The sequence below is a fragment of the Actinomyces sp. ICM47 genome, from assembly GCF_905369875.1.
In the GTDB taxonomy this organism is placed as follows: Bacteria; Actinomycetota; Actinomycetes; order Actinomycetales; family Actinomycetaceae; genus Pauljensenia.
In genome coordinates, this window is the sequence record NZ_CAJPJE010000047.1 from 1 (window position 1) to 17,779 (window position 17,779).

General features: G+C 66.5%; 17 protein-coding genes and 1 pseudogene. 7 read left to right on the top strand and 11 right to left on the bottom strand.

Annotation, left to right across the window (positions count from 1 at the left end):
• Positions 1–5 precede the first annotated feature (5 nt).
• Positions 6–908 carry a 1,4-dihydroxy-2-naphthoate polyprenyltransferase gene (locus QZ149_RS08550; protein WP_366488429.1) on the top strand — a complete coding sequence of 301 codons (903 nt, stop codon included), beginning with the start codon at positions 6–8 and terminating at the stop codon, positions 906–908.
• A 97-nt stretch (positions 909–1,005) separates the two neighbouring features.
• Here the strand turns inward: QZ149_RS08550 and QZ149_RS08555 are convergent.
• Positions 1,006–2,437 (bottom strand): annotated as a pseudogene (locus QZ149_RS08555) (MFS transporter).
• Positions 2,438–2,601: 164 nt separating this feature from the next.
• On the opposite strand from QZ149_RS08555, the gene QZ149_RS08560 reads away from it, so the two are divergent.
• Both QZ149_RS08560 and QZ149_RS08565 read left to right on the top strand, forming a co-directional pair.
• Positions 2,602–3,507 (top strand): ribokinase, encoded by a 906-nt coding sequence (locus tag QZ149_RS08560; protein ID WP_291450968.1) that lies wholly within the window; start codon positions 2,602–2,604, stop codon positions 3,505–3,507.
• A gap of 67 nt (positions 3,508–3,574) precedes the next feature.
• Positions 3,575–3,952 carry a phospholipase gene (locus QZ149_RS08565; RefSeq protein ID WP_291450970.1) on the top strand — a complete coding sequence of 126 codons (378 nt, stop codon included), beginning with the start codon at positions 3,575–3,577 and terminating at the stop codon, positions 3,950–3,952.
• A gap of 269 nt (positions 3,953–4,221) precedes the next feature.
• Here the strand turns inward: QZ149_RS08565 and QZ149_RS08570 are convergent, their stop codons facing one another.
• The 3 genes from QZ149_RS08570 to QZ149_RS08580 all read right to left on the bottom strand — a co-directional run bounded on the left by QZ149_RS08570 (position 4,222) and on the right by QZ149_RS08580 (position 5,356).
• Entirely contained in the window at positions 4,222–4,890 is a 669-nt protein-coding gene (locus QZ149_RS08570; protein ID WP_291450972.1) for a histidine phosphatase family protein, read from the bottom strand.
• 64 nt (positions 4,891–4,954) lie between these two features.
• A complete protein-coding gene (locus QZ149_RS08575) occupies positions 4,955–5,053 on the bottom strand; it encodes an AURKAIP1/COX24 domain-containing protein (protein ID WP_003792170.1) in 99 nt (32 codons plus the stop codon).
• A gap of 84 nt (positions 5,054–5,137) precedes the next feature.
• Positions 5,138–5,356 (bottom strand): helix-turn-helix domain-containing protein, encoded by a 219-nt coding sequence (locus QZ149_RS08580; protein ID WP_009648329.1) that lies wholly within the window; start codon positions 5,354–5,356, stop codon positions 5,138–5,140.
• Positions 5,357–5,496: 140 nt separating this feature from the next.
• On the opposite strand from QZ149_RS08580, the gene QZ149_RS08585 reads away from it, so the two are divergent.
• Complete coding sequence (locus QZ149_RS08585) at positions 5,497–7,059, top strand: potassium transporter TrkG (RefSeq protein ID WP_291450974.1); 1,563 nt, start codon at positions 5,497–5,499, stop codon at positions 7,057–7,059.
• Positions 7,060–7,139: 80 nt separating this feature from the next.
• Positions 7,140–7,817, top strand: coding sequence for a TrkA family potassium uptake protein (locus QZ149_RS08590; RefSeq protein WP_291450976.1), 678 nt, complete (start codon positions 7,140–7,142; stop codon positions 7,815–7,817).
• Positions 7,818–7,823: 6 nt separating this feature from the next.
• Here QZ149_RS08590 and QZ149_RS08595 read toward each other — a convergent pair whose 3' ends face one another.
• Together QZ149_RS08595 and QZ149_RS08600 are read right to left on the bottom strand one after the other, a co-directional pair.
• The gene (locus QZ149_RS08595) at positions 7,824–9,071 is read right to left on the bottom strand and encodes a serine/threonine-protein kinase (protein ID WP_291450977.1); all 1,248 of its coding nucleotides are present in this window, start codon (positions 9,069–9,071) and stop codon (positions 7,824–7,826) included.
• Positions 9,068–9,511: a hypothetical protein gene (locus tag QZ149_RS08600; protein WP_291450978.1), complete on the bottom strand. Its 444-nt coding sequence runs from the start codon at positions 9,509–9,511 to the stop codon at positions 9,068–9,070. The genes QZ149_RS08595 and QZ149_RS08600 overlap by 4 nt, the downstream gene beginning before the upstream one ends.
• Positions 9,512–9,811: 300 nt before the next feature.
• Here QZ149_RS08600 and radA point away from each other — a divergent pair, with 300 nt between their 5' ends.
• Positions 9,812–11,197 carry a DNA repair protein RadA gene (gene radA, locus QZ149_RS08605; protein WP_291450980.1) on the top strand — a complete coding sequence of 462 codons (1,386 nt, stop codon included), beginning with the start codon at positions 9,812–9,814 and terminating at the stop codon, positions 11,195–11,197.
• A gap of 36 nt (positions 11,198–11,233) precedes the next feature.
• On the top strand, positions 11,234–12,304 hold the full coding sequence (gene disA, locus QZ149_RS08610; RefSeq protein WP_291450982.1) for a DNA integrity scanning diadenylate cyclase DisA: 1,071 nt from the start codon (positions 11,234–11,236) through the stop codon (positions 12,302–12,304).
• Between the two features lie 102 nt (positions 12,305–12,406).
• On the opposite strand, the gene QZ149_RS08615 is transcribed toward disA, so the two are convergent.
• From QZ149_RS08615 to QZ149_RS08635, 5 genes are all read right to left on the bottom strand, one after another.
• Positions 12,407–13,147, bottom strand: coding sequence for a hypothetical protein (locus tag QZ149_RS08615; protein ID WP_291450983.1), 741 nt, complete (start codon positions 13,145–13,147; stop codon positions 12,407–12,409).
• A 612-nt stretch (positions 13,148–13,759) separates the two neighbouring features.
• Positions 13,760–14,236, bottom strand: coding sequence for a DUF3180 family protein (locus QZ149_RS08620; RefSeq protein WP_291450984.1), 477 nt, complete (start codon positions 14,234–14,236; stop codon positions 13,760–13,762).
• Positions 14,237–16,609: a 2-amino-4-hydroxy-6-hydroxymethyldihydropteridine diphosphokinase gene (folK, locus tag QZ149_RS08625; protein ID WP_291450985.1), complete on the bottom strand. Its 2,373-nt coding sequence runs from the start codon at positions 16,607–16,609 to the stop codon at positions 14,237–14,239.
• A 13-nt stretch (positions 16,610–16,622) separates the two neighbouring features.
• Positions 16,623–17,465, bottom strand: a complete 843-nt coding sequence (gene folP / locus QZ149_RS08630) for a dihydropteroate synthase (RefSeq protein WP_291450986.1) — start codon at positions 17,463–17,465, stop codon at positions 16,623–16,625.
• Between the two features lies 1 nt (position 17,466).
• The coding region (locus QZ149_RS08635; protein WP_291450988.1) for a GTP cyclohydrolase I at positions 17,467–17,779 on the bottom strand (313 nt) is incomplete at its 5' end.

Here is a 17,779-nt window from a genome sequence, read left to right on the forward strand (position 1 = left end):
CTAGACTGGTGGCTAGGGCTACCGTGACGGATTGGATTGAAGGCGCTCGTCTGCGCACCCTGCCCGCTGCCGCTGCACCCGTGATTGTCGGGTCGGCGGCTGCGCATCATCTGGGCGGGTTTGACGCGGTGCGAGCCTCCTTGGCGCTCGTGGTGGCGTTGGCACTGCAGGTGGGTGTCAATTACGCGAATGATTATTCGGATGGGATTCGCGGCACGGATGACAATCGTAAGGGTCCGGCGCGCCTGACGGGTGGCGGCCTCGCTAAGCAGAAGACGGTACTGACTGCGGCGCTGGGCTGCTTTGCGCTGGCCGGCGTCGCGGGCCTTGCACTGGTGGCGCTGTCGGGCACGTGGTGGCTGATCGTGGCGGGCGCGGCGGCTGTCGTGGCCGCATGGTTCTATACGGGCGGCAAGCACCCGTACGCCTACATGGGTATCGGCCTGTCCGAGCTGATGGTCTTCGTATTCTTCGGCCTGCTCGCGTGCGTGGGCACGGCTTGGACGCAGGTGCAGGTGGCCCCGTGGTGGCTGTGGATGTGCGCGTCGGCGCTGGGTTTACTGTCGGTGGCGCTGCTCATGGCGAATAACATTCGTGATATTCCGACGGACCGCGAGTCGGGCAAGATGACGGCCGCCGTGCGCCTGGGTGACCGGGCGTCGCGCTGGGTGTTCGCGGCCTGCGCGTGGGTGCCGGTAGGAATGATCGTGGCGCTCGGCGTTGCACTGGGTATGCATCCGCTGGCGACGTGCGCGCTGGGCGTGGGCACGGCGGCCCCGGCGGTCGGGGTGAGCCTACCGGTGCTGACCGGCGCGTCGGGCCGAGCGCTCATCGTCGTGTTGCGCAACACGGGCTTCTTCACGCTGGCGTGGGCGATTCTCGCCGGGTTGGCGCTGGTTCTGTCCTAGAGGGAAGGACGAGGCAGGGGCACGTTGACGCGGACCGGCGCGGCTACGCTAGTCGGACTTTCACGAGGCCGGGGTAGCCACGCGGACCCGACGCGGCTCAGCGTCCCCTGCGGCAGAGGGCCTCGTGGGCCCAGTCGCCGAGGATGCCGATGGCTGCGGCTCCGACGCAGACGACGGCGATGGATTCGAAGGAGCCGGAGGCCAGCCAGGGGGTGAACACGCCGATGCCGATGGCGGCGCTGCCCTGCATGGCCAGGTCATTCATGGCGACGGCGCGGCCGTTCTGGCCGGGGGGCAACGGTGGCGAAGACGGTGTCGTAGATGGGGGTGAAGAGCGCGCCGAAGCCGGCGTAGATGAGGCACATGGCGGCGGTGATGACCCACGGGCCGGAGTTCATAAAGAGGGCGAGCAGCGCGGTTCCGGACAGGATGAGGCTGACGCAGCCACGCACGGTAGCACCGCGCCCGATGCGGGCCATGACGGCCCCGGAACTCATGGCGGCGGTCAGGGCGACGCAGTAGGCGGGCAGGAGGCGCACGGAGACCTGCGCGGGGGTGAGTCCGTAGTGGGCGGCACCGATGCCGTTCATGAGGGGGGCGACCGTGAAGTTCATGCAGTAGATGATGACGATGAGGCTGACGGAGCGCGCCCAGGGCACGTTGGTGAAGAAGGAGCGGGTGATGAAGGGGGCGCGGGCGCGGCCGATGTAGCGCCAGAAGATGACGCCGCCGAGGATGAGCCCGCCGATGAGCCACCAGCGGGGGTTGGAGGCCGCCAGGGTGAGGAGGAGCGCCAGGGAGGAGAAGATGGCGAGGCCGACGACGTCGACGCGTCCGGTGTGGGCGCGGGCGGGCACGCGGCGTCCCATGATGGGCAGGACGGCGAGGCCGCCGAGGGGGATGAGCAGCAGGATCGCCCAGTTGATGTCGGCGAGGAGGCCTCCCGACAGCATGCCGATGGCGGTTCCGCCTTGGAAGGCGGCGCACATGAGGCCGACGTAGAGGCTGCGGCGTTTGGGGTCGGCGATGCCGGTGGCCAGGATCATGTAGGCGGAGGCGGAGGCCTGGTAGCCGAGGGTCTGGAGCGCGCGAGCGATGATGATGCCGGTCAGGGAGGAGGAGAAGGTGAAACCGAGCAGCGATCCAGCGACGATGAGTGCGACGCCGACGTCGACGATGCGGCGCAGCGGGACGAAGTCGCCGAGGGTGCCGTACAGGAAGCAGGCGACGCCCAGGACGATGCCGGGGATCGCGGTGATGAGGCCGGAGGAGTCACCGGCACCGATGTCGGCGGCGACTCGCAGGTAGACCAGGTTGAAGCCTTGGAGGGAGACAGTGCCGAGCGAGTAGATGCCGAGGAGGGGCAGGAGAACGCGCGCGGGGTGGTCCATCCCGGCTGCACCGGGTGTGGTGGTGCGCATGGGAGACGAGGCCGTGGCCCCTTCCCGGATCACCTGGGACGGGATGGTGGTGACGCGGCAGGATGGGGCTGCCGGGCGTGTCGAAACGAGGTATCGGAAATTGCGCACGGCGGATAGTTCACCATAAAGCGTTACTTTAGTAGTATCGCAGGAAACTGGCATACGACTTAAGCATCACTTAATCATTGAAATAATGCCGGAATCGCCCCGAGGTGCTTTTAAATACCGACTGTGACGTGGCACAATAGAGCATCCGTCACATAGGAGATGTCATGGCACGCGTCATTGTTGTCGGTTCCATTAACCAAGACATTACGGTCACCGTTGACCGTTTCCCCTCACCCGGCGAGACCTTGTCGGGTTCCTCCCTCACCTACGGCCTGGGCGGAAAGGGGGCGAATCAGGCGGCGGCTGCCGCGCACTCGGGAGCAGAGACGCTCTTCGTTGGCGCAGTCGGGACGGACTTGTCGGGCCAGCGTCTGCGCGCTGACTTGGCTGCCCACGGCGTGGACGTCACGCACGTGCGCGACGTCGACGGGCCCACGGGAACAGCGCTCATCACTGTCGCGGCCTCCGGCGAGAACACGATCATCTTGGACGCGGGCGCGAACCGCGCGGTGACGATCGAGCCCGCCAAGGCCTCGTTATTCCCAGCCCCCTCCGACATCGTGGTCCTGCAGGCCGAGGTCCCCTCCCACACGAACACCGAGGTCCTCGCGTGGGCACACTCCTTCGGCGCGCGCGGCCTGCTCAACCTAGCACCCGCGCGCGACACGGACCCGGCAGCGATGTCGCACATCGACATCCTTGTCGTCAACGAGACCGAGGCCGGACTGACCCTGGGCCTGCCCGCGCCCGCGACGCCGACAGAGGCGATTGGGGTGGCCCGCGCGCTACGCGGCATGGGGCCGCGCCACGTCGTCGTCACGCTGGGGGCGCAGGGGGCGGCGTGGGCGTCGGGTGCCGAGGTGGGTCACTGTCCCGCTGTCAACCTCGGCGAGGCCGTGGACACCACGGGCGCGGGCGACGCGTGCGTGGGTGCGCTGGCGGCAGCCCTGGCGCTCGGCAAGCCCTTCGTCGAGGCCGTGGCGGACGGCATGCGGGCGGGAGCCGCGGCGATCCTGTCGCCGGGAGCTGCGTCCTCCTACGGTGCGCTGCCGACGGTCACGCGCGACTGAGCGGAGACGGATTGCCCCGGGAGTGAACGGGGCGGCATGGGCCAGCGCACGCCCCTAGACTAGGGGCATGGTCAGAATCCTCTTCTTCGTCGCGATGATCGCGCTCACCATTTACGCGGCTGCGGACTGGCATCGCACGCCCGAAGACGAGATGCCCGGCAAGCTCCCCAAGGCGATCTGGCTGCTCATCATCCTCTTCACAGCGACGATCGCCGCGATTGGCCCGATTGTATGGCTGGCGCTGCGATGGGTATCCCGCGCGGAAAAGAAACAGACGCGTGCGCCCAAGGCCCCCAAGCGCCCCACCGCTCCAGACGACGATCCCGAGTTCCTGTTCCGCCTCGAACGCGACATTCAGCGTAAGCGCCGCGAGGAGGAACGCCGCAGGCGTGAGCAGGGCCAGCAGGGCAAGGACGGCAACGGCACTGAGAACGAGGCTTCCTAAGACTCGACCTCACATGCAGTAAGGCGTATGGGACGCGTCGTGTTGGCGCGACGCCTCACCCCGCACCATGCACCTGAGTCCCCTTGATACGCACGCGGGCCTCCTCATCCGCACGTGGACCCGCTATTCCGAACCTGGGCAACCCCGCCCACATGCAGAACAGGCGGCCCACGTGCGGAACATGGGGTTTACGCGCGGAACAGCAGCGGGCGGTCCCGCATGGGGCCACCCGTATTACATGCCTGCGCGCCGCTCACCGGCACTGTACGTCAGCGTCGCAGGTCGGCAGCAGAGTCTCCGGGGGTCATGTCCTTGGCGAGGGCGACGAGGTCTGCCGCGGGTTCCGCGTAGGAGGTGCCCACGAGCGTCGCGCCCGAAAAGATGAAGGACGTGATGGATGCCAGGGAGCAGTGACGCGACTTGGGCGAGTGGGCCAGCGGCTGGCCGTTGATGAATCGGGTGAGCGTGACGATGGGGTTTTGGTGGGAGACGACCAGGGCCTCGCGGCCGCATGCTTCGCGCAGGGCCGAAGAGAGGGCCGCGCTCATCCGGGAGGCGACGTCACGGTAGGGTTCGCCCCACGAGGGGCGCAGCGGGTTGCAGTAGTACTTGTAATACTTCGGGTTCGCCAGCATCGCGCGATTGGAGTTCACGGGCAGACCTTCAAAGACGTTGTCCGACTCGATGAGGCGAGGATCGGAGGCAATGCTCAGACCGTAGGCGGCGGCGGTTGGCGCGGCCGTCAGCTGGGCGCGCAGCAGCGGCGACGAGATGACGCGAGCGATATCCGCACCCGAATCCACCAGATACTGCGCGGCGCGCGCCGCCATCTGATGCCCCAGCTCCGTCAGACCAAAACCGGGCAGACGCCCATACAAAACACCGTTAGGATTATCCACTTCTCCGTGGCGCATGACGTGAATGATGGTGCGGTCCATAACGCCCAAGTATAGGGCCCCGGATACACGTGAGGCCCGGCCAACAGGCCGGGCCTCCGCTCGCTCACTTCTTGTTGCGACGCTGGTGACGCGTCTTGCGCAGGAGCTTGCGGTGCTTCTTCTTCGCCATGCGCTTGCGGCGCTTCTTGATGACGGAGCCCATGGGGTTCCTCCCTCGTAGTGTGGGCGGCAGAGGTACTACCGCTGGTTGATGATGGGTGCCCGGAACGGGCACATCGTGCCTATACTACCCGCCAATGACGCGAGCCTGGCCACCGGAGTGATCCGACATACCGGCCTGGATCATCTGGGCGACCGCAGCCTCCGGGACTCGGAAGCTCTTTCCGACGCGAATCGCGGGCATTTCGCCGCTGTGAATCAATCGGTACACAGTCATCTTAGAGACGCGCATGATGTCCGCCACTTCCGTGACGGTCATAAAGCGCGGCGCCGACTGCTGTTCCATTAATGACTCCCAGTATGCTCGCGAGGCGCGTTAAACCCGTTCGTTCATCGCTTACGTAGCCTCACGAAATATACTACTGCCCATCCACATGAAAACTGCAACTTTATCCACTTTTGTTGCAGAGTCGTTAAGGAGGTTCGATGGGAGCGGCACGCAAGGGACGCACGCCTCGACCTCAGCCCCCTCGGCTGCGCACCAATCCCGGTGCTACACGGTCCCTGATGCGCGGGCGAGCCACGGCCTCGTCCCACGCCATTTCAGCGGAAACCCTGACTCCACAACCCTCCCCTGTCGTCCGCCAGGTGCCGGGAGGACCCCGCGGTCCACATCCCCAGGTGCCCACGTCCTACGCTCAGCGTGTACGCGCGTGGCTGTCCCGGCAGGCCCGCTACTCCCCCGCCAGGCTGGCTCTCAGCACGTTCGCCCTCATCATCGGGGTTATCACCGTGCTGCTCATGTTGCCCATCGCTTCCGCCTCTGACGAGCCCGCTCCCTTCGTCGACGTGCTCTTTACCGCCGTATCAGCTGTATGCGTGACAGGTCTCACGACGGTGGACACAGCATCGTATTGGTCCCCCTTCGGGCAGGCTGTCATCGCGGCGGGCATCGTCGTCGGCGGCCTGGGCGTCATGACGCTGGCGTCGATCCTCGCCTTCGCGGTGTCCCGACACCTGGGACTCACCCAGCGCATGCTCGCCACCCAGGAGACCGGTACGGGAGCGATGGGCCAGATTTCCACGCTGCTCAAGGCAGTCATCGCGACCTCGCTGAGCATGCAGGCGTTCCTGGCAATCATGTTCCTGCCCCGTTTCCTCACCATGGGTATTGACCCCGTGTACGCCGTGTGGGATGCCGTCTTCATGGCGATCTCCGTGTTCAACAACGCGGGCTTCGTGATTCTTCCCGGCGGCCTCGAACCGCACGTCACCGACTGGTGGATGCTGGTCCCCATCATCTTGGGGACCACCGTGGGCGCTATCGGTTTTCCCGTCATCATGGACGTCGCGAAAAACATGTGGACTCCGCGCCGCTGGCGCCTACATACGAAGCTGACGCTGTCGACCTATCTGATCCTGGCGTTCATCGGCGCTCTCGCCCTGGCGCTGACGGAGTGGCACAATCCGGCGACGCTGGGGTCCGTGGACACTCCCTCGAAGATCCTCAATGCAATGCTCGCGGGCGTCAATTCGCGGTCCTCGGGTATTTCGGCGCTCAACGTGGGTTCGATGCGTTCGCAGACGCACTTTGTGCAGGACATCCTCATGATGATCGGCGGCGGCTCCGCGTCCACGGCGGGCGGCGTGAAGGTGACGACGTTCGCGGTGCTGGTTCTGGCCGTCATCGCCGAGGCACGAGGTGACCGCGACATCGAGACCTTCGGCCGGCGTATCCCTACATCGACCGTGCGCCTAGCAGTCGCTGTGTCCCTGCTCGGCCTGGCCCTGGTCGCCATCTCCGTCGTCGCGCTGCTGACCATGACAGATCACTCATTAGACATCATCCTGTTCGAGACCGTGTCCGCGTTCGCCACCGTAGGCCTGTCTACGGGTATCACGCCTAACCTGCCGATGGCCGCGAAGTACGTCCTTATCGCCCTCATGTTCGCGGGCCGCACGGGATCGATGACGGTGGCCGCGGCACTCGCATTGCGTGAGCGTTCCCGCGTGATTCGTATGCCCGAGGAGCAGCCGATCATCGGTTGACAGCGCAGTGGCGACTTGTTCGACGAGGCCGTGGCTGGGCACCGTTCGCGCGCGCGGGACGGGGAGGGAAGAATAGAGCCATGGCAGAAGAACGTGACTCAAAGGACCTTCAGTCAGGCACGCTTGTCATCGGCTTGGGCCGTTTTGGCTCAGCCGTCGCGGTGACGCAGGACCAGCTGGGGTACGAGATCCTCGCGGTCGAAAAGAACCCCTCGCGCGTGCAGGCCTTCGCGGGTCGTTTCCCCCTGGTCGAGGCCGACGCGACGTCCAAGGATGCGCTGGAGCAGCTGGGCGCACGCGAGTTCCGCAGCGCCGTCGTCGGCGTGGGTTCCTCCCTGGAGGCGGCCGTACTGATCACCGCGAACCTGGTCGACATGGGGATCTCGTCGATATGGGTGAAGGCGACGTCCTCCCAGCACGGGCGTATCCTGCGCCGCGTGGGCGCCCACCACGTGGTCTACCCCGACCTGGATGCGGGCAAGCGCACGGCGCACCTGGTGGGCGGCCGTATGGTCGACTACATCGAGATGGAGAAGGACGGCTTTTCCATCATGAAGCTGCGTCCACCCACGGAGGTGCACGGCTTTTCGCTGGAGGAGCTTGACCTGCGCGGCCGCTACGGCGTCAACGTCCTGGCGATTCGCCACCCCAAGCAGCGTTTCGAGTACGCGAATTCGTCGACGCGCATCAACTCCGACGACGAGATCATCGTTTCGGGCGACTCTCGCCTGCTCGAGTACTTCGCGAACCGCCCGTAGTTGCGCTTAGGCGAGCATTCCCGCACGCAGTTCGATCCACCCCCCAGGGTCACTCCACTGCTCGGTCGTCGCCTCGACCGACGGCCCCTCGCCCGCACCCAGGCGCACGCTGTGCCCCCCGCCCGTCAACATTGCGACAACCAGGGCTGCCGTGGCCAGCACACCGACGACCACCAGCACGGGAATCACCCACGCAGGACGCTTCGACTCGGAGTCGACCACCCCGCGACGATTCGTCGTCGAGTTACCCGACCAGGCCTCGTTCGACGAGGCCTGGTCCCCCTCCGAGAATCCCCTGCGACGGGTGCGCGTACGCTCCGAATCCAGGAGAGCCGGCGTCGGGATCGACAGCGCCAAGGGAGGCCCACCGGTGGGCGCGACGACGCTCAGCTTCATTTCCGTGACCGGGCGATGCATGTCACGTTCAACGGTCTGCAGCGCATAACCGAGCGCCGCCGCCGACCCGAAACGCTCCTCAGGATCCAAGCTCATCGCTCGACGCACGATGGCGGTCACAGCATCGGGCACGCCCGGCCGATCGATGCGCGAGACACGGCCCGACGCTGCCCTCTGCGCGACCGCCCTAGCCGTGTTATCGCCGTCGGGCACCTCGAAGGGCGGGCGACCCATCAGCAGCGTCCACAGCGTCGCGCCCAGCGCCCACACGTCCTGCGTCGGATGGATACGCGCCGTACCCGCGATCTGCTCGGGCGGCGCCCACATGACCGAAAAACCATCGCGGCCGCTGCGCGGATCTGTCCCCACATGCTCCGCCACACCGAAATCTGTCAGGACCGGCGAGCCGTAGGCATTCACCATGATGTTGCTGGGCTTGATATCACGGTGCACAAAACCCACACGATGCAGCATCTCCGCGCCGCCACACATGCGGATGATCATCGACAGCGCCCGATCCGTCGACATCGGTTTCTGACGCACCTGATCCATGATGTTCGCGACCGGACAGTACTCCATCACCAGGAAAGACCGCCCATCTTGTGCGGTGCCCGCGCCGTACAACTGTACGACAGCCGGATGCCCCGACACGAGCGCCATCACATCCGCCTCGCGGGCGATGTCCCCCTGCGCCTCAGACCCACGGTCCAGGCGAGCAATCTTCACCGCGACATCACGACTGGGCATCTCCTGGCGGCACAGGTACACGTCCGCGAACCCACCCGATCCGAGGTGTCGAATCCACTGGTAGCCGGGCAGCATCGGGGCAACCCCCACGTGCTCGTCTCTGTCACTCATCGTTTCCTCCTCCAACGGCGCGTGACGCGCGACAACAGTGACCGACGCTGTCTGCTTGTCGCCAAGCGACGCGCGCGGCAATGCCAGCGCAGCGACTTGATCGACAACGCACAGCGCACGCGTGCGAACCATGGCACGGGCGACACCGTGCGCGTTCCCGCCTCCCCGAGCGTCACGTCACCACCAGCCTGCCCGATATCGAAGGACGCCGACTTAACGGACACCCTGCCATCGAGCATCCGGGCGTCGTAATTCAGATGGCCCACGAGCTTGCGATCCTGATTGGTCACCCAGATACCGCCATCATTGACGCTGACCTGCGTGACCTCCATACCTCGGGACATGAACGCAATCGCATACAGGATCGCAGACACGAGCAGGACGGACATGGCAGGCAGTCGCTTGGACCAGGTCCTTCGCGTCTTGCGCCCCTTCTTCATGTCATTTCCTCAGTGTCGATGGCATGCAGCATCCGCAGGTACCGGAGCGAGTTCCCGAGGACACACACCGGCTAACCATATGGATAATAGCATCACGCGTTCTACAGATACTTGTAAAGTATCATCGCGCGTCAACGTTCTTTACGGCACAATTCCGCCACTTCGCCGTATCTGGAGAACCTGACCACATCGTCTCACACCCGCACATCACCTACGCTACCCATCCACGACCTCGCCCCGGCCTCGTCACTCTCCCGCGAGCGAACCGCAGATGGGGGCGGTGCGCGTTACGGTGGGTCCATGGCGAAAGAGAAGATCACCTACCGTTGCTCCGACTGCGGCTGGACCTCCCCCAAGTGGGTGGGCCAGTGCCGCGAATGCGGGGCATGGGGCACCGTCGACCAGGCGGGCGAGGTCACGGGCGGGCAGCGCGCCGCCGCGTCTCCCCCACGACGCCCCGCGCTGCCCATTGGCGACGTGGACGGGGAGCGCGCCACGTCACGTTCCACGGGCGTGGGCGAACTGGACCGGGTCCTCGGCGGCGGCATCGTCCCCGGCGCGGTGATCCTCCTGGCCGGCGAGCCCGGCGTGGGCAAGTCCACGCTGCTGCTGGACGTGGCCGCCAAGGCCGCGCGCACGGCGGCATCGAGCGGACGCGGCCCCGTCCTCTACGTGACGGGCGAGGAGTCAGCGGCGCAGGTGCGGGGGCGCGCCGAACGCATCGGGGCGCTCGAGCCGAACTTGCTCATCGCCGATGAGACGGAACTCGGCATCGTCCTGGGGCACGTCGAGGCCTCGGCTCCGTCCCTGCTCATCGTCGACTCCGTGCAGACAATCTCCTCCGCCCAGGTCGAAGGCGGGGCGGGCGGCGTCGCCCAGGTGCGCGCGGTCGCCGCCTCGCTCATTCGGGTCGCCAAAGAATCCGACCTACCCACCCTGCTCGTCGGCCACGTGACGAAGGACGGCGGCATCGCCGGTCCACGCGTCCTCGAACACCTCGTGGACGTCGTCTGCCAGTTCGAAGGTGACCGACACTCACGCCTTCGCCTGCTGCGCGCCGTGAAAAACCGCTACGGCCCCACTGACGAAGTCGGCTGCTTCGAGCTGACCGACTCGGGGATCTACGGCCTCGCCGACCCCTCCGGCCTATTCCTGTCACGCACGACACGCGGCGTGCCCGGCACCTGCGCGGCCGTCTCCCTCGAGGGCCGCCGCCCGCTGCCCACCGAGATCCAGTCCCTCGTCGCTCCCTCGTCGGGCGGCTCGCCTCGGCGCACAACCTCAGGCGTCGACCACGCGCGCGTCGCCATGATCCTCGCGGTCCTGCAGGCCCGAATCGGTGCTGACACGTCGGGGGCCGACGTCTACGTGTCTACTGTCGGCGGCGCGCGCACCGTCGAACCCGCCATCGACCTCGCGATGGCCATCTCCATCGTGTCCTCACTCAAGGGCGTACCCCCGCGCGCCGACCTCGTCGCAGTCGGAGAAATCTCCCTCACCGGTGAAGTTCGCGCCTGCACCGGCACCCAGCGCCGCCTCGCCGAAGCAGCCCGATTGGGCTTCGCCGCAGCCATCGTCCCAGCTCAAGGCAGCGAGGACCTCGCCCGCGTCGACGGCATCACCGTGTTCACTGTCTCTGATTTAGCGACGGCGATTCGCGTCGCATTTCCTACAGACTCGCAATAATAGAAAGCAGACCTAGTCATTCGGGAGGGAAGCACATTGACCTCAGACGCAGCGATCCTTCGAGAAGCACTGCACGCGGTTGCGCCCGGCACCCCTCTTCGCGAGGGACTGGAACGAATTCAGCGCTCCCACACGGGTGCCCTCATCGTCCTGGGCTACACACCCGAGATTCAGGCCATGTGCTCAGGCGGCTTCGACCTTGACGTCGCATTCACGGCCGCTCGCCTACGCGAACTATGCAAAATGGACGGTGCCGTCATCATCGACCCCGACCTATGGCGCATCCGCAAAGCCAACGTCCAGCTCTTCCCCGATCCCACCATCCCCACCGACGAATCCGGCATGCGCCACCGCACCGCCCAGCGCACCGCCCGCCAAACGCACCTGCCCGTCCTGTCCCTGTCCGCCTCCATGCGCATGATCTCCATCTACGTGGGCACCGAGCACCGCCTCGTCGAAGAACCCGAAGCCCTGCTCTCGCGCGCCAACCTAGCCGTGGACACCCTCGACCGCTACAGTCAGCGACTCGACGAAGTCCTCCAAACCCTCACGATCCTCGAAATGCGCGACAGCGCCACAGTGCGCGACGTCGCCACCGTCATGCAGCGCATGGAAATGATCCGCCGCATCACCTCCGAAATCACCGAATACCTCGAAGAACTGGGATCCGAGGGACGCCTCCTCGCCCTCCAAGTCGAAGACCTCATACGCGGATCCGCCTCCGAACGCGCCCTCGTCATGCGCGACTACATCCGCGACCCCGCCGACGTCGCCCGCGTCGAAGCCGAACTCACCTCCCTCGGCTCCGAACGAATCGTCGACCTGACCGCCATCGCAAACATCCTCGGCCTGGACGTGTACGAGGTCGCCGACCTCGACCGCGAAATCATGCCGCGCGGCGTGCGCGCCCTCTCCCTGGTCCCCCACCTGTCGTGGAACGCCATCAAAGCCGTGTCCGCGCACTTCACGACCCTGCCACAGCTGCGCGCCGCCTCCGTCGCCGATATCGAAGTCATCGACAGCGTCGGCCACTACCGCGCCCAACTCATCGTCGAAAACCTGGCCCACCAGGCCCAGGCCGTCGGCGCGGGCGTCGTCGGCTGGTAATCCCACGTCGGGCGCTTGAGCAACGACGCGACACACGTCGCGGGCACTCACCGACACCTGACGCGGGCACGCGGCCACGGCCTCGTCAACGAGGAGAGCACATCACCGAGCTTTCTGGGTTCCCGACTGAGCACCAGACTGGGTTCCAGCCTGCGTCCCAGCCTTCTGCCCCGACTGGGCACCAGACTGCGCGCCCGACTGAGGCGCGGGCGGAGCGGTGATGTCAGCGACGGCCGAGCCGACCTCGCGGCTCCCCTGCTGGATGGCCAGCTTGTAGGTGCCCACCGTCGCGGCCTTGGCACCGCCTGCGGGAGACGTACAACCATCCGCATACACGTAGCCGTCCCAGCTCAGCCAACCGGACCACGTGCCCGTCGGGCGCAGCAGCAGGGTTTTCGCAGACTCATCATCCGCCGCGCAGCGTGCCGAATCGTAGACCTGGTGGCCGCCCGTGGACACCTGCAACGTGTAATTCGACAGGGAGGTCGAGCAGGCGACCGATCCCCTGTTTTCGAGCGTCACCGACACGTACAGCGGTGAACCGACCGATGCCTCGGACGCCGTCGCGGTGACGGCGATGTCCTTGTCGAGGCACACCGGAATCTCAATCGCTGTGCCGTCCGTCAGTAGACCATCCGCGGTGGCCTCCTGACCGCCCTTGAGCGTGTAACCGGAGGCGTCCACCGTGCCCGATTGAACGGATTGCGTACTGGACTGCGGAACTGGATCCGAGGTGAATACGCCGATAACAGCGCGGACGAGAGCAACAACGCCCCACACGATGAGAGCCAGGATCAGAATCAGGCCTAGGCCCGTGATAATGCGGCGGGGCCACAGGTTCACGGGCGGACGCGGACCGCCTGACGACGTGCGCTTGCTCTTACCCGATGCCGCTTTGGTGCTAGCCGTTTTGGTGCCGCGCACCTTTGTGCCAGCCGCTTTGGCGCCGCGCGCGGAGCGGGCGCTCGCTGCGGTGCCGGCTGTTCTTTGACGTGAGGACGCGTTGTTGCTTGACGTCGCACCCGCAGCGCGCGATGTGCGGTCTGCTGCGCGCCCGGAGGAGCCGCCCGACGGGCTACGCCGGGCGGATGATCGCCTGGGGAAATTCTTACGCTGGTCGGCCACGCCTCCACGATACCGGGCCGGGGCGCAACCGCGCTCGTAACTCTCGGAACGCACACAACATTGACACCGACAAGCCGCGCGGCGCAGAGTCACTCCGCGCGGCGCGGGCACCTGTAACAAAGCACCACAGAACCCGGAGAGCACAACTGCGACACCCCAACAGGAAGACCCAGCCCCGACAAAACGATACGGATAGAAAACAAGCAGGTGGATAGGTTAACGCCTTCACGGATAGGAAAATAACCTATCCGCACACCCACAACCTATCCACGAAACCATCCCCTAGCCCCACCAGGCCAGCAGCAGCGATCAGCCGGGCACCGCAGCCGTTTAAGCCGCAGCGTTTCGTTTGTTGGAGGTGGCTGCGTCGTCGTCGGGGGTGATGACGCACCAGCGTTCGATGACTACGGCGATGACTACCCACACGACGCCGACGAGGGCGCTGACCCCGGAGCCAATTGCGTTGGACACCATGGCGGTGGCTTCGAGCTGTGTGAGGGAGACGCCCATGACGCCAACGAGGATACCCGACAGGCTGGATCCGACCAGCGCGGAGGTGCGTGCGAAGACGGCAACCCGCATGGCACCGATGGCGTCGATCCACGTATCTTTGCCGGCGCGCAGCCGCCGCACAGCCATGCCGGACCAGATGAGGATGGCCGTGGCCAAGGCGAACACGACGGCGGGACCGGGCGTGACGATCATGGGGGTTCCACCGGTGCGCATGTGCGCGAAGAACCCGACGAAGCTCAGGGCAGCGCTCACGACGCCGACCAGCAGCACCCAGATGATCGCCAGCGGTTTCATTTAGCGCCTCTTGACGATGGGAATTGCCCCGGTCATCGTGGGGCGCACAACGACGCGGCGCAGAATGCCGGTGTGGGTGGCTTCGTCGTCGGGGATGGGGCCGACGAGCGTGTTGTCGGGCAGTCCGGGTGCCAGGATCGTGGAGCGACCGTCGGCGTGAACGGTGGCCTTGGGAGCGTCGTCCTCGCGACCGAGGCCCGAGCGGTCGTCAACGACGCGCACGTCGTGGGTGGTGCCGACGTTGAAGTTCCAGTCGGGCAGCTTGATCTCGGTGCGCGACTCTTGATGCTTGTCTTGGAATACGGGTGCCCACCGCGGCTTTTCGTCGCTGGTCGGCGAGTAGTTGCCCGAACCGATCCTTCGGGTCACGCGCCCAGCGGGCGAATCCGCGGGCACGGAGGAGACGGGGTGCCACGCGGGCTTGGGCGAGGCCTTGGCATCGCGCGCTCCTCTTCCGCCCCGGGTGGTCGGCCGGGGTGCGCTGGGCCGAGTGGGCGCGTTGACGGGTGCATCGGCTGCGTAGTCCGAGGCATCGACATCTGGCTCGAGGCCGTCGCCGTCATCTATGTCGAAATTCTGGTCGGCGCGGGCTGCCGATTGCGTGCGGGCTACCGACTGGGAAACCTGGGGCGCGGGCTCCTCGGGCACGGCCTGGTCAAAGTCAGTGACGAAGTCAGTGTCGAAGCCGTATTCGGCGTAAGCGACTGCCAGTCTGGCGCGGTCGTCGGTGTTGTCGAAGGCACGGGACTGATCGCTGTTCGCGGAGCCCGCGGAAGCGGAATCTGAGGAGTCCCGGCGATGCCACAGGCTGGCGCGCTGCGCGGCGCCGCTGTCCGTGAGTATGTTGGTGCCGGCGACGGGCGTTGGGATGGTGACGTCGCCCACTGCGTCTTCGGTCACCGCTTCAACGGGTGCGGGAGCTTCGTGTGTGGGGATTTCTGGGGCGAGGGGCGGTACCTCCTCGGCCACAGGCCCGCCAGCCACAGGCCCGCCAGCCACAAAGCTGTCTGCCACAGCGTCGTCGGCGAGTGCGAACTCGCCCGCGACGGAGCCTGAGCCAGAGTTGGAGCTGGCAGGCTCCGGGGTCTGCTCGGCCCTAGGTGCGGGGAGCGCGGGGATGACAGTGGCCTCGAGGGCTGTTTTGGGAGCCATCGGAGGTTCGCCGATGGGTGCACCAAGGTCGGCGAGATGGCTGATTTCACCGGTCAGGTTTTCGAGGAGTTCGCGCATGTCGGCGCTGGCCTGTTCGACGCGCTCGGCGATGAGCCGGTCGGAGTCGGACATGACGGCAGCGGGGTCTTCGAGCCAGTCGTCGACGGCGTCGATGATGCCGTCGCGGTCGGGCGCGACGGCGAGCAGGTCACAGACGCGGCCGACGCCCTCGAGGACGGCATTGGCGTCGCACAGCAGCCAGGGAGCGAGAACGAAGGCACGTTCCTTCGCGCGCGGGTGTGGCAGGGTGAGGGCGGGGTCGGAGGAAGCGAGGCCTTCGACCTGGATGATGTCGATGTCGATGGTGCGTGCGCCCCAGCGTTCGTGGCGTTCGCGGCCCAGCTCGCGTTCGATGCGGCTGGTCTGGGCGAGGATTTCGTCGGGGGTGGCGATGGCAGAGCCGACGACGACGGCATTCCAGTAGTCGGGCTGGGGTGCTTGTCCGGGGGCGAGGACCGGCTTGGTGCGCATGATCGGGGAGACGTCCTCGATCTGGAAGCCTTCCATGTAGGACAGGGCCTCGACGGTGTGCATGAGGGTGACGGGCACGTCGCCAAGGTTGCCGCCGATGGCCAGGACGACGCGGCGGGCACGCATGTGTGCGGGACTCGAGGCGTCCTCGGCGCGGGGCGCGGGCGCTTCGTGGTCGCCGCGGCGCTTGCGGGTGGGGGCCACGTCCGTCTGCTGCGCGGGGCTGGGTGCCTGGGCGCGGCCGTATGCCTCGATCTCGCCTGTGAGCACGGAGCCGTCCTCGGCCTCGTAGATGCCCTTGAGGGACAGGGAGAGGGGCATGGCGTCGGTCTCGCCGCGGCGCACGGTGACGGACACGTCGGTGAAGGGGTGGCCGATGGGGGCGTCCGGCTTGTGGACGGTGACCTCGGTGCCGACCACGCCCTCGTGGCTCATGACGTTCGAGGCGATGGTTTCGGCCAGAGTCTCGATGAGGTCGACGGGTTTGCCGGTGAGGACCGCCATGGTTTCGTCGGCGATGTCGGCGTAGGAGACGGTGGCGGCGATATCGTCGGTGGCACCCGCGGTCTCGACCCACATGACGACGTCGGCACTGAAGCGCTGCTCCTGGCTGCGCTCGAAATCGTAGACGCCGTGGTTTGCCAGCGCCCCCAGTCCTTTGAGGGCGATGATGACGCGTCTGCTGCTCAACGTCGTTCTCCTTTCAGGCGATGGTGGCCGCGGTGGCCGCTACGTCGTGGACCCGCACGGCCCACGCGCCGCTTCTGACGGCGTGGGCTGCGATGGCGGCGCTGTCGGTGTCGATGTTGCCTCCAAGAGCCTTGACGAAACGCTTGCGCGATGCTCCGATAAGTACAGGGTACCCATAGGTGGTCAGGCGTGGCAGTTCGGCGAGAACCTGCCAGCACTGGTCGGCCGTGAGTGAGAAGCCGAGGCCCGGGTCGATAACAATTTTATCAGCTGTCACACCAGCATCAATAGCGTCTTGAACCTGGGACCCCACGCGCTCGATGAGCGTGCCCACGAGGTCGTCCCCGTAGTCGAAGTGCTCCCCCGGCATGCCCGGCAGCGCGCGGTAGTGCTGGACGACGTACGCGCAGCCCGACTGCGCAACAGCCGCATTCATCTCAGGATCCCAGCGCCCACCGCTCACGTCGTTGATGATCGCCGCACCGACGCGCGCAGCCTCGCGGGCCGTCGACGCGTGCAGCGTATCAACCGACACGATGACGCCGTCAGTGGCCAGGGACGCGACGATGGTGCCGATGCGCGCCCACTCCTCGTCCGCGCTGATGCGCGTCGAATTCGGACGGGTCGACTCCCCGCCCACGTCGATGAGGTCCGCTCCGGCGGCCACCATCTCGCGCGCGTGGCGCAGCGCGGCCGCGATGTCCGTGTAGCGTCCCCCGTCCGAGAAAGAATCCGGGGTGACGTTGAGGATGCCCATGATCGCCGTCCGCCCGACAGGCAGGGTCAGGCCGCCCGGCAGCGCCAGGGGCGGGACCGGGAACGAGGCCGGGGCGGCGGGCAGGGGCAGCGCACTCACGTCATCGGCTCCCGGACAGGACGAGGGCCATCATCTCGGCGCGGGTGGCGCCGTCGTTCATGATGCCGCGCAGCGCGCTGGTCACGGTCGAGGAACCGGGCTTGGAGATGCCGCGCATCGACATGCACATGTGCTCGGCTTCGATGACGACGATGACGCCCTGGGGGTTCAGGATCTCATCGATCGCGTCGGCAACCTGAGCGGTCAGGCGCTCCTGCACCTGGGGGCGGCGCGCGTATCCTTCGACGACGCGGGCCAGCTTGGACAGGCCCGTCACGACGCCGCCGCGCGGAATGTAACCCCCGTGGGCGCGG

What these genes read in the sequence shown, in the direction of transcription:
- QZ149_RS08590 (WP_291450976.1), top strand. Translation starts at nt 7,140, where the DNA reads ATGGCAGAAGAACGTGACTCAAAGGACCTTCAGTCAGGCACGCTTGTC.
- QZ149_RS08560 (WP_291450968.1), top strand. Translation starts at nt 2,602, where the DNA reads ATGGCACGCGTCATTGTTGTCGGTTCCATTAACCAAGACATTACGGTC.
- radA (WP_291450980.1), top strand. Translation starts at nt 9,812, where the DNA reads ATGGCGAAAGAGAAGATCACCTACCGTTGCTCCGACTGCGGCTGGACC.
- QZ149_RS08580 (WP_009648329.1), bottom strand. Translation starts at nt 5,356, where the DNA reads ATGGAACAGCAGTCGGCGCCGCGCTTTATGACCGTCACGGAAGTGGCG.
- QZ149_RS08570 (WP_291450972.1), bottom strand. Translation starts at nt 4,890, where the DNA reads ATGGACCGCACCATCATTCACGTCATGCGCCACGGAGAAGTGGATAAT.
- QZ149_RS08600 (WP_291450978.1), bottom strand. Translation starts at nt 9,511, where the DNA reads ATGAAGAAGGGGCGCAAGACGCGAAGGACCTGGTCCAAGCGACTGCCT.
- QZ149_RS08620 (WP_291450984.1), bottom strand. Translation starts at nt 14,236, where the DNA reads ATGAAACCGCTGGCGATCATCTGGGTGCTGCTGGTCGGCGTCGTGAGC.
- QZ149_RS08575 (WP_003792170.1), bottom strand. Translation starts at nt 5,053, where the DNA reads ATGGGCTCCGTCATCAAGAAGCGCCGCAAGCGCATGGCGAAGAAGAAG.
- QZ149_RS08565 (WP_291450970.1), top strand. Translation starts at nt 3,575, where the DNA reads ATGGTCAGAATCCTCTTCTTCGTCGCGATGATCGCGCTCACCATTTAC.
- QZ149_RS08595 (WP_291450977.1), bottom strand. Translation starts at nt 9,071, where the DNA reads ATGAGTGACAGAGACGAGCACGTGGGGGTTGCCCCGATGCTGCCCGGC.
- QZ149_RS08585 (WP_291450974.1), top strand. Translation starts at nt 5,497, where the DNA reads ATGGGAGCGGCACGCAAGGGACGCACGCCTCGACCTCAGCCCCCTCGG.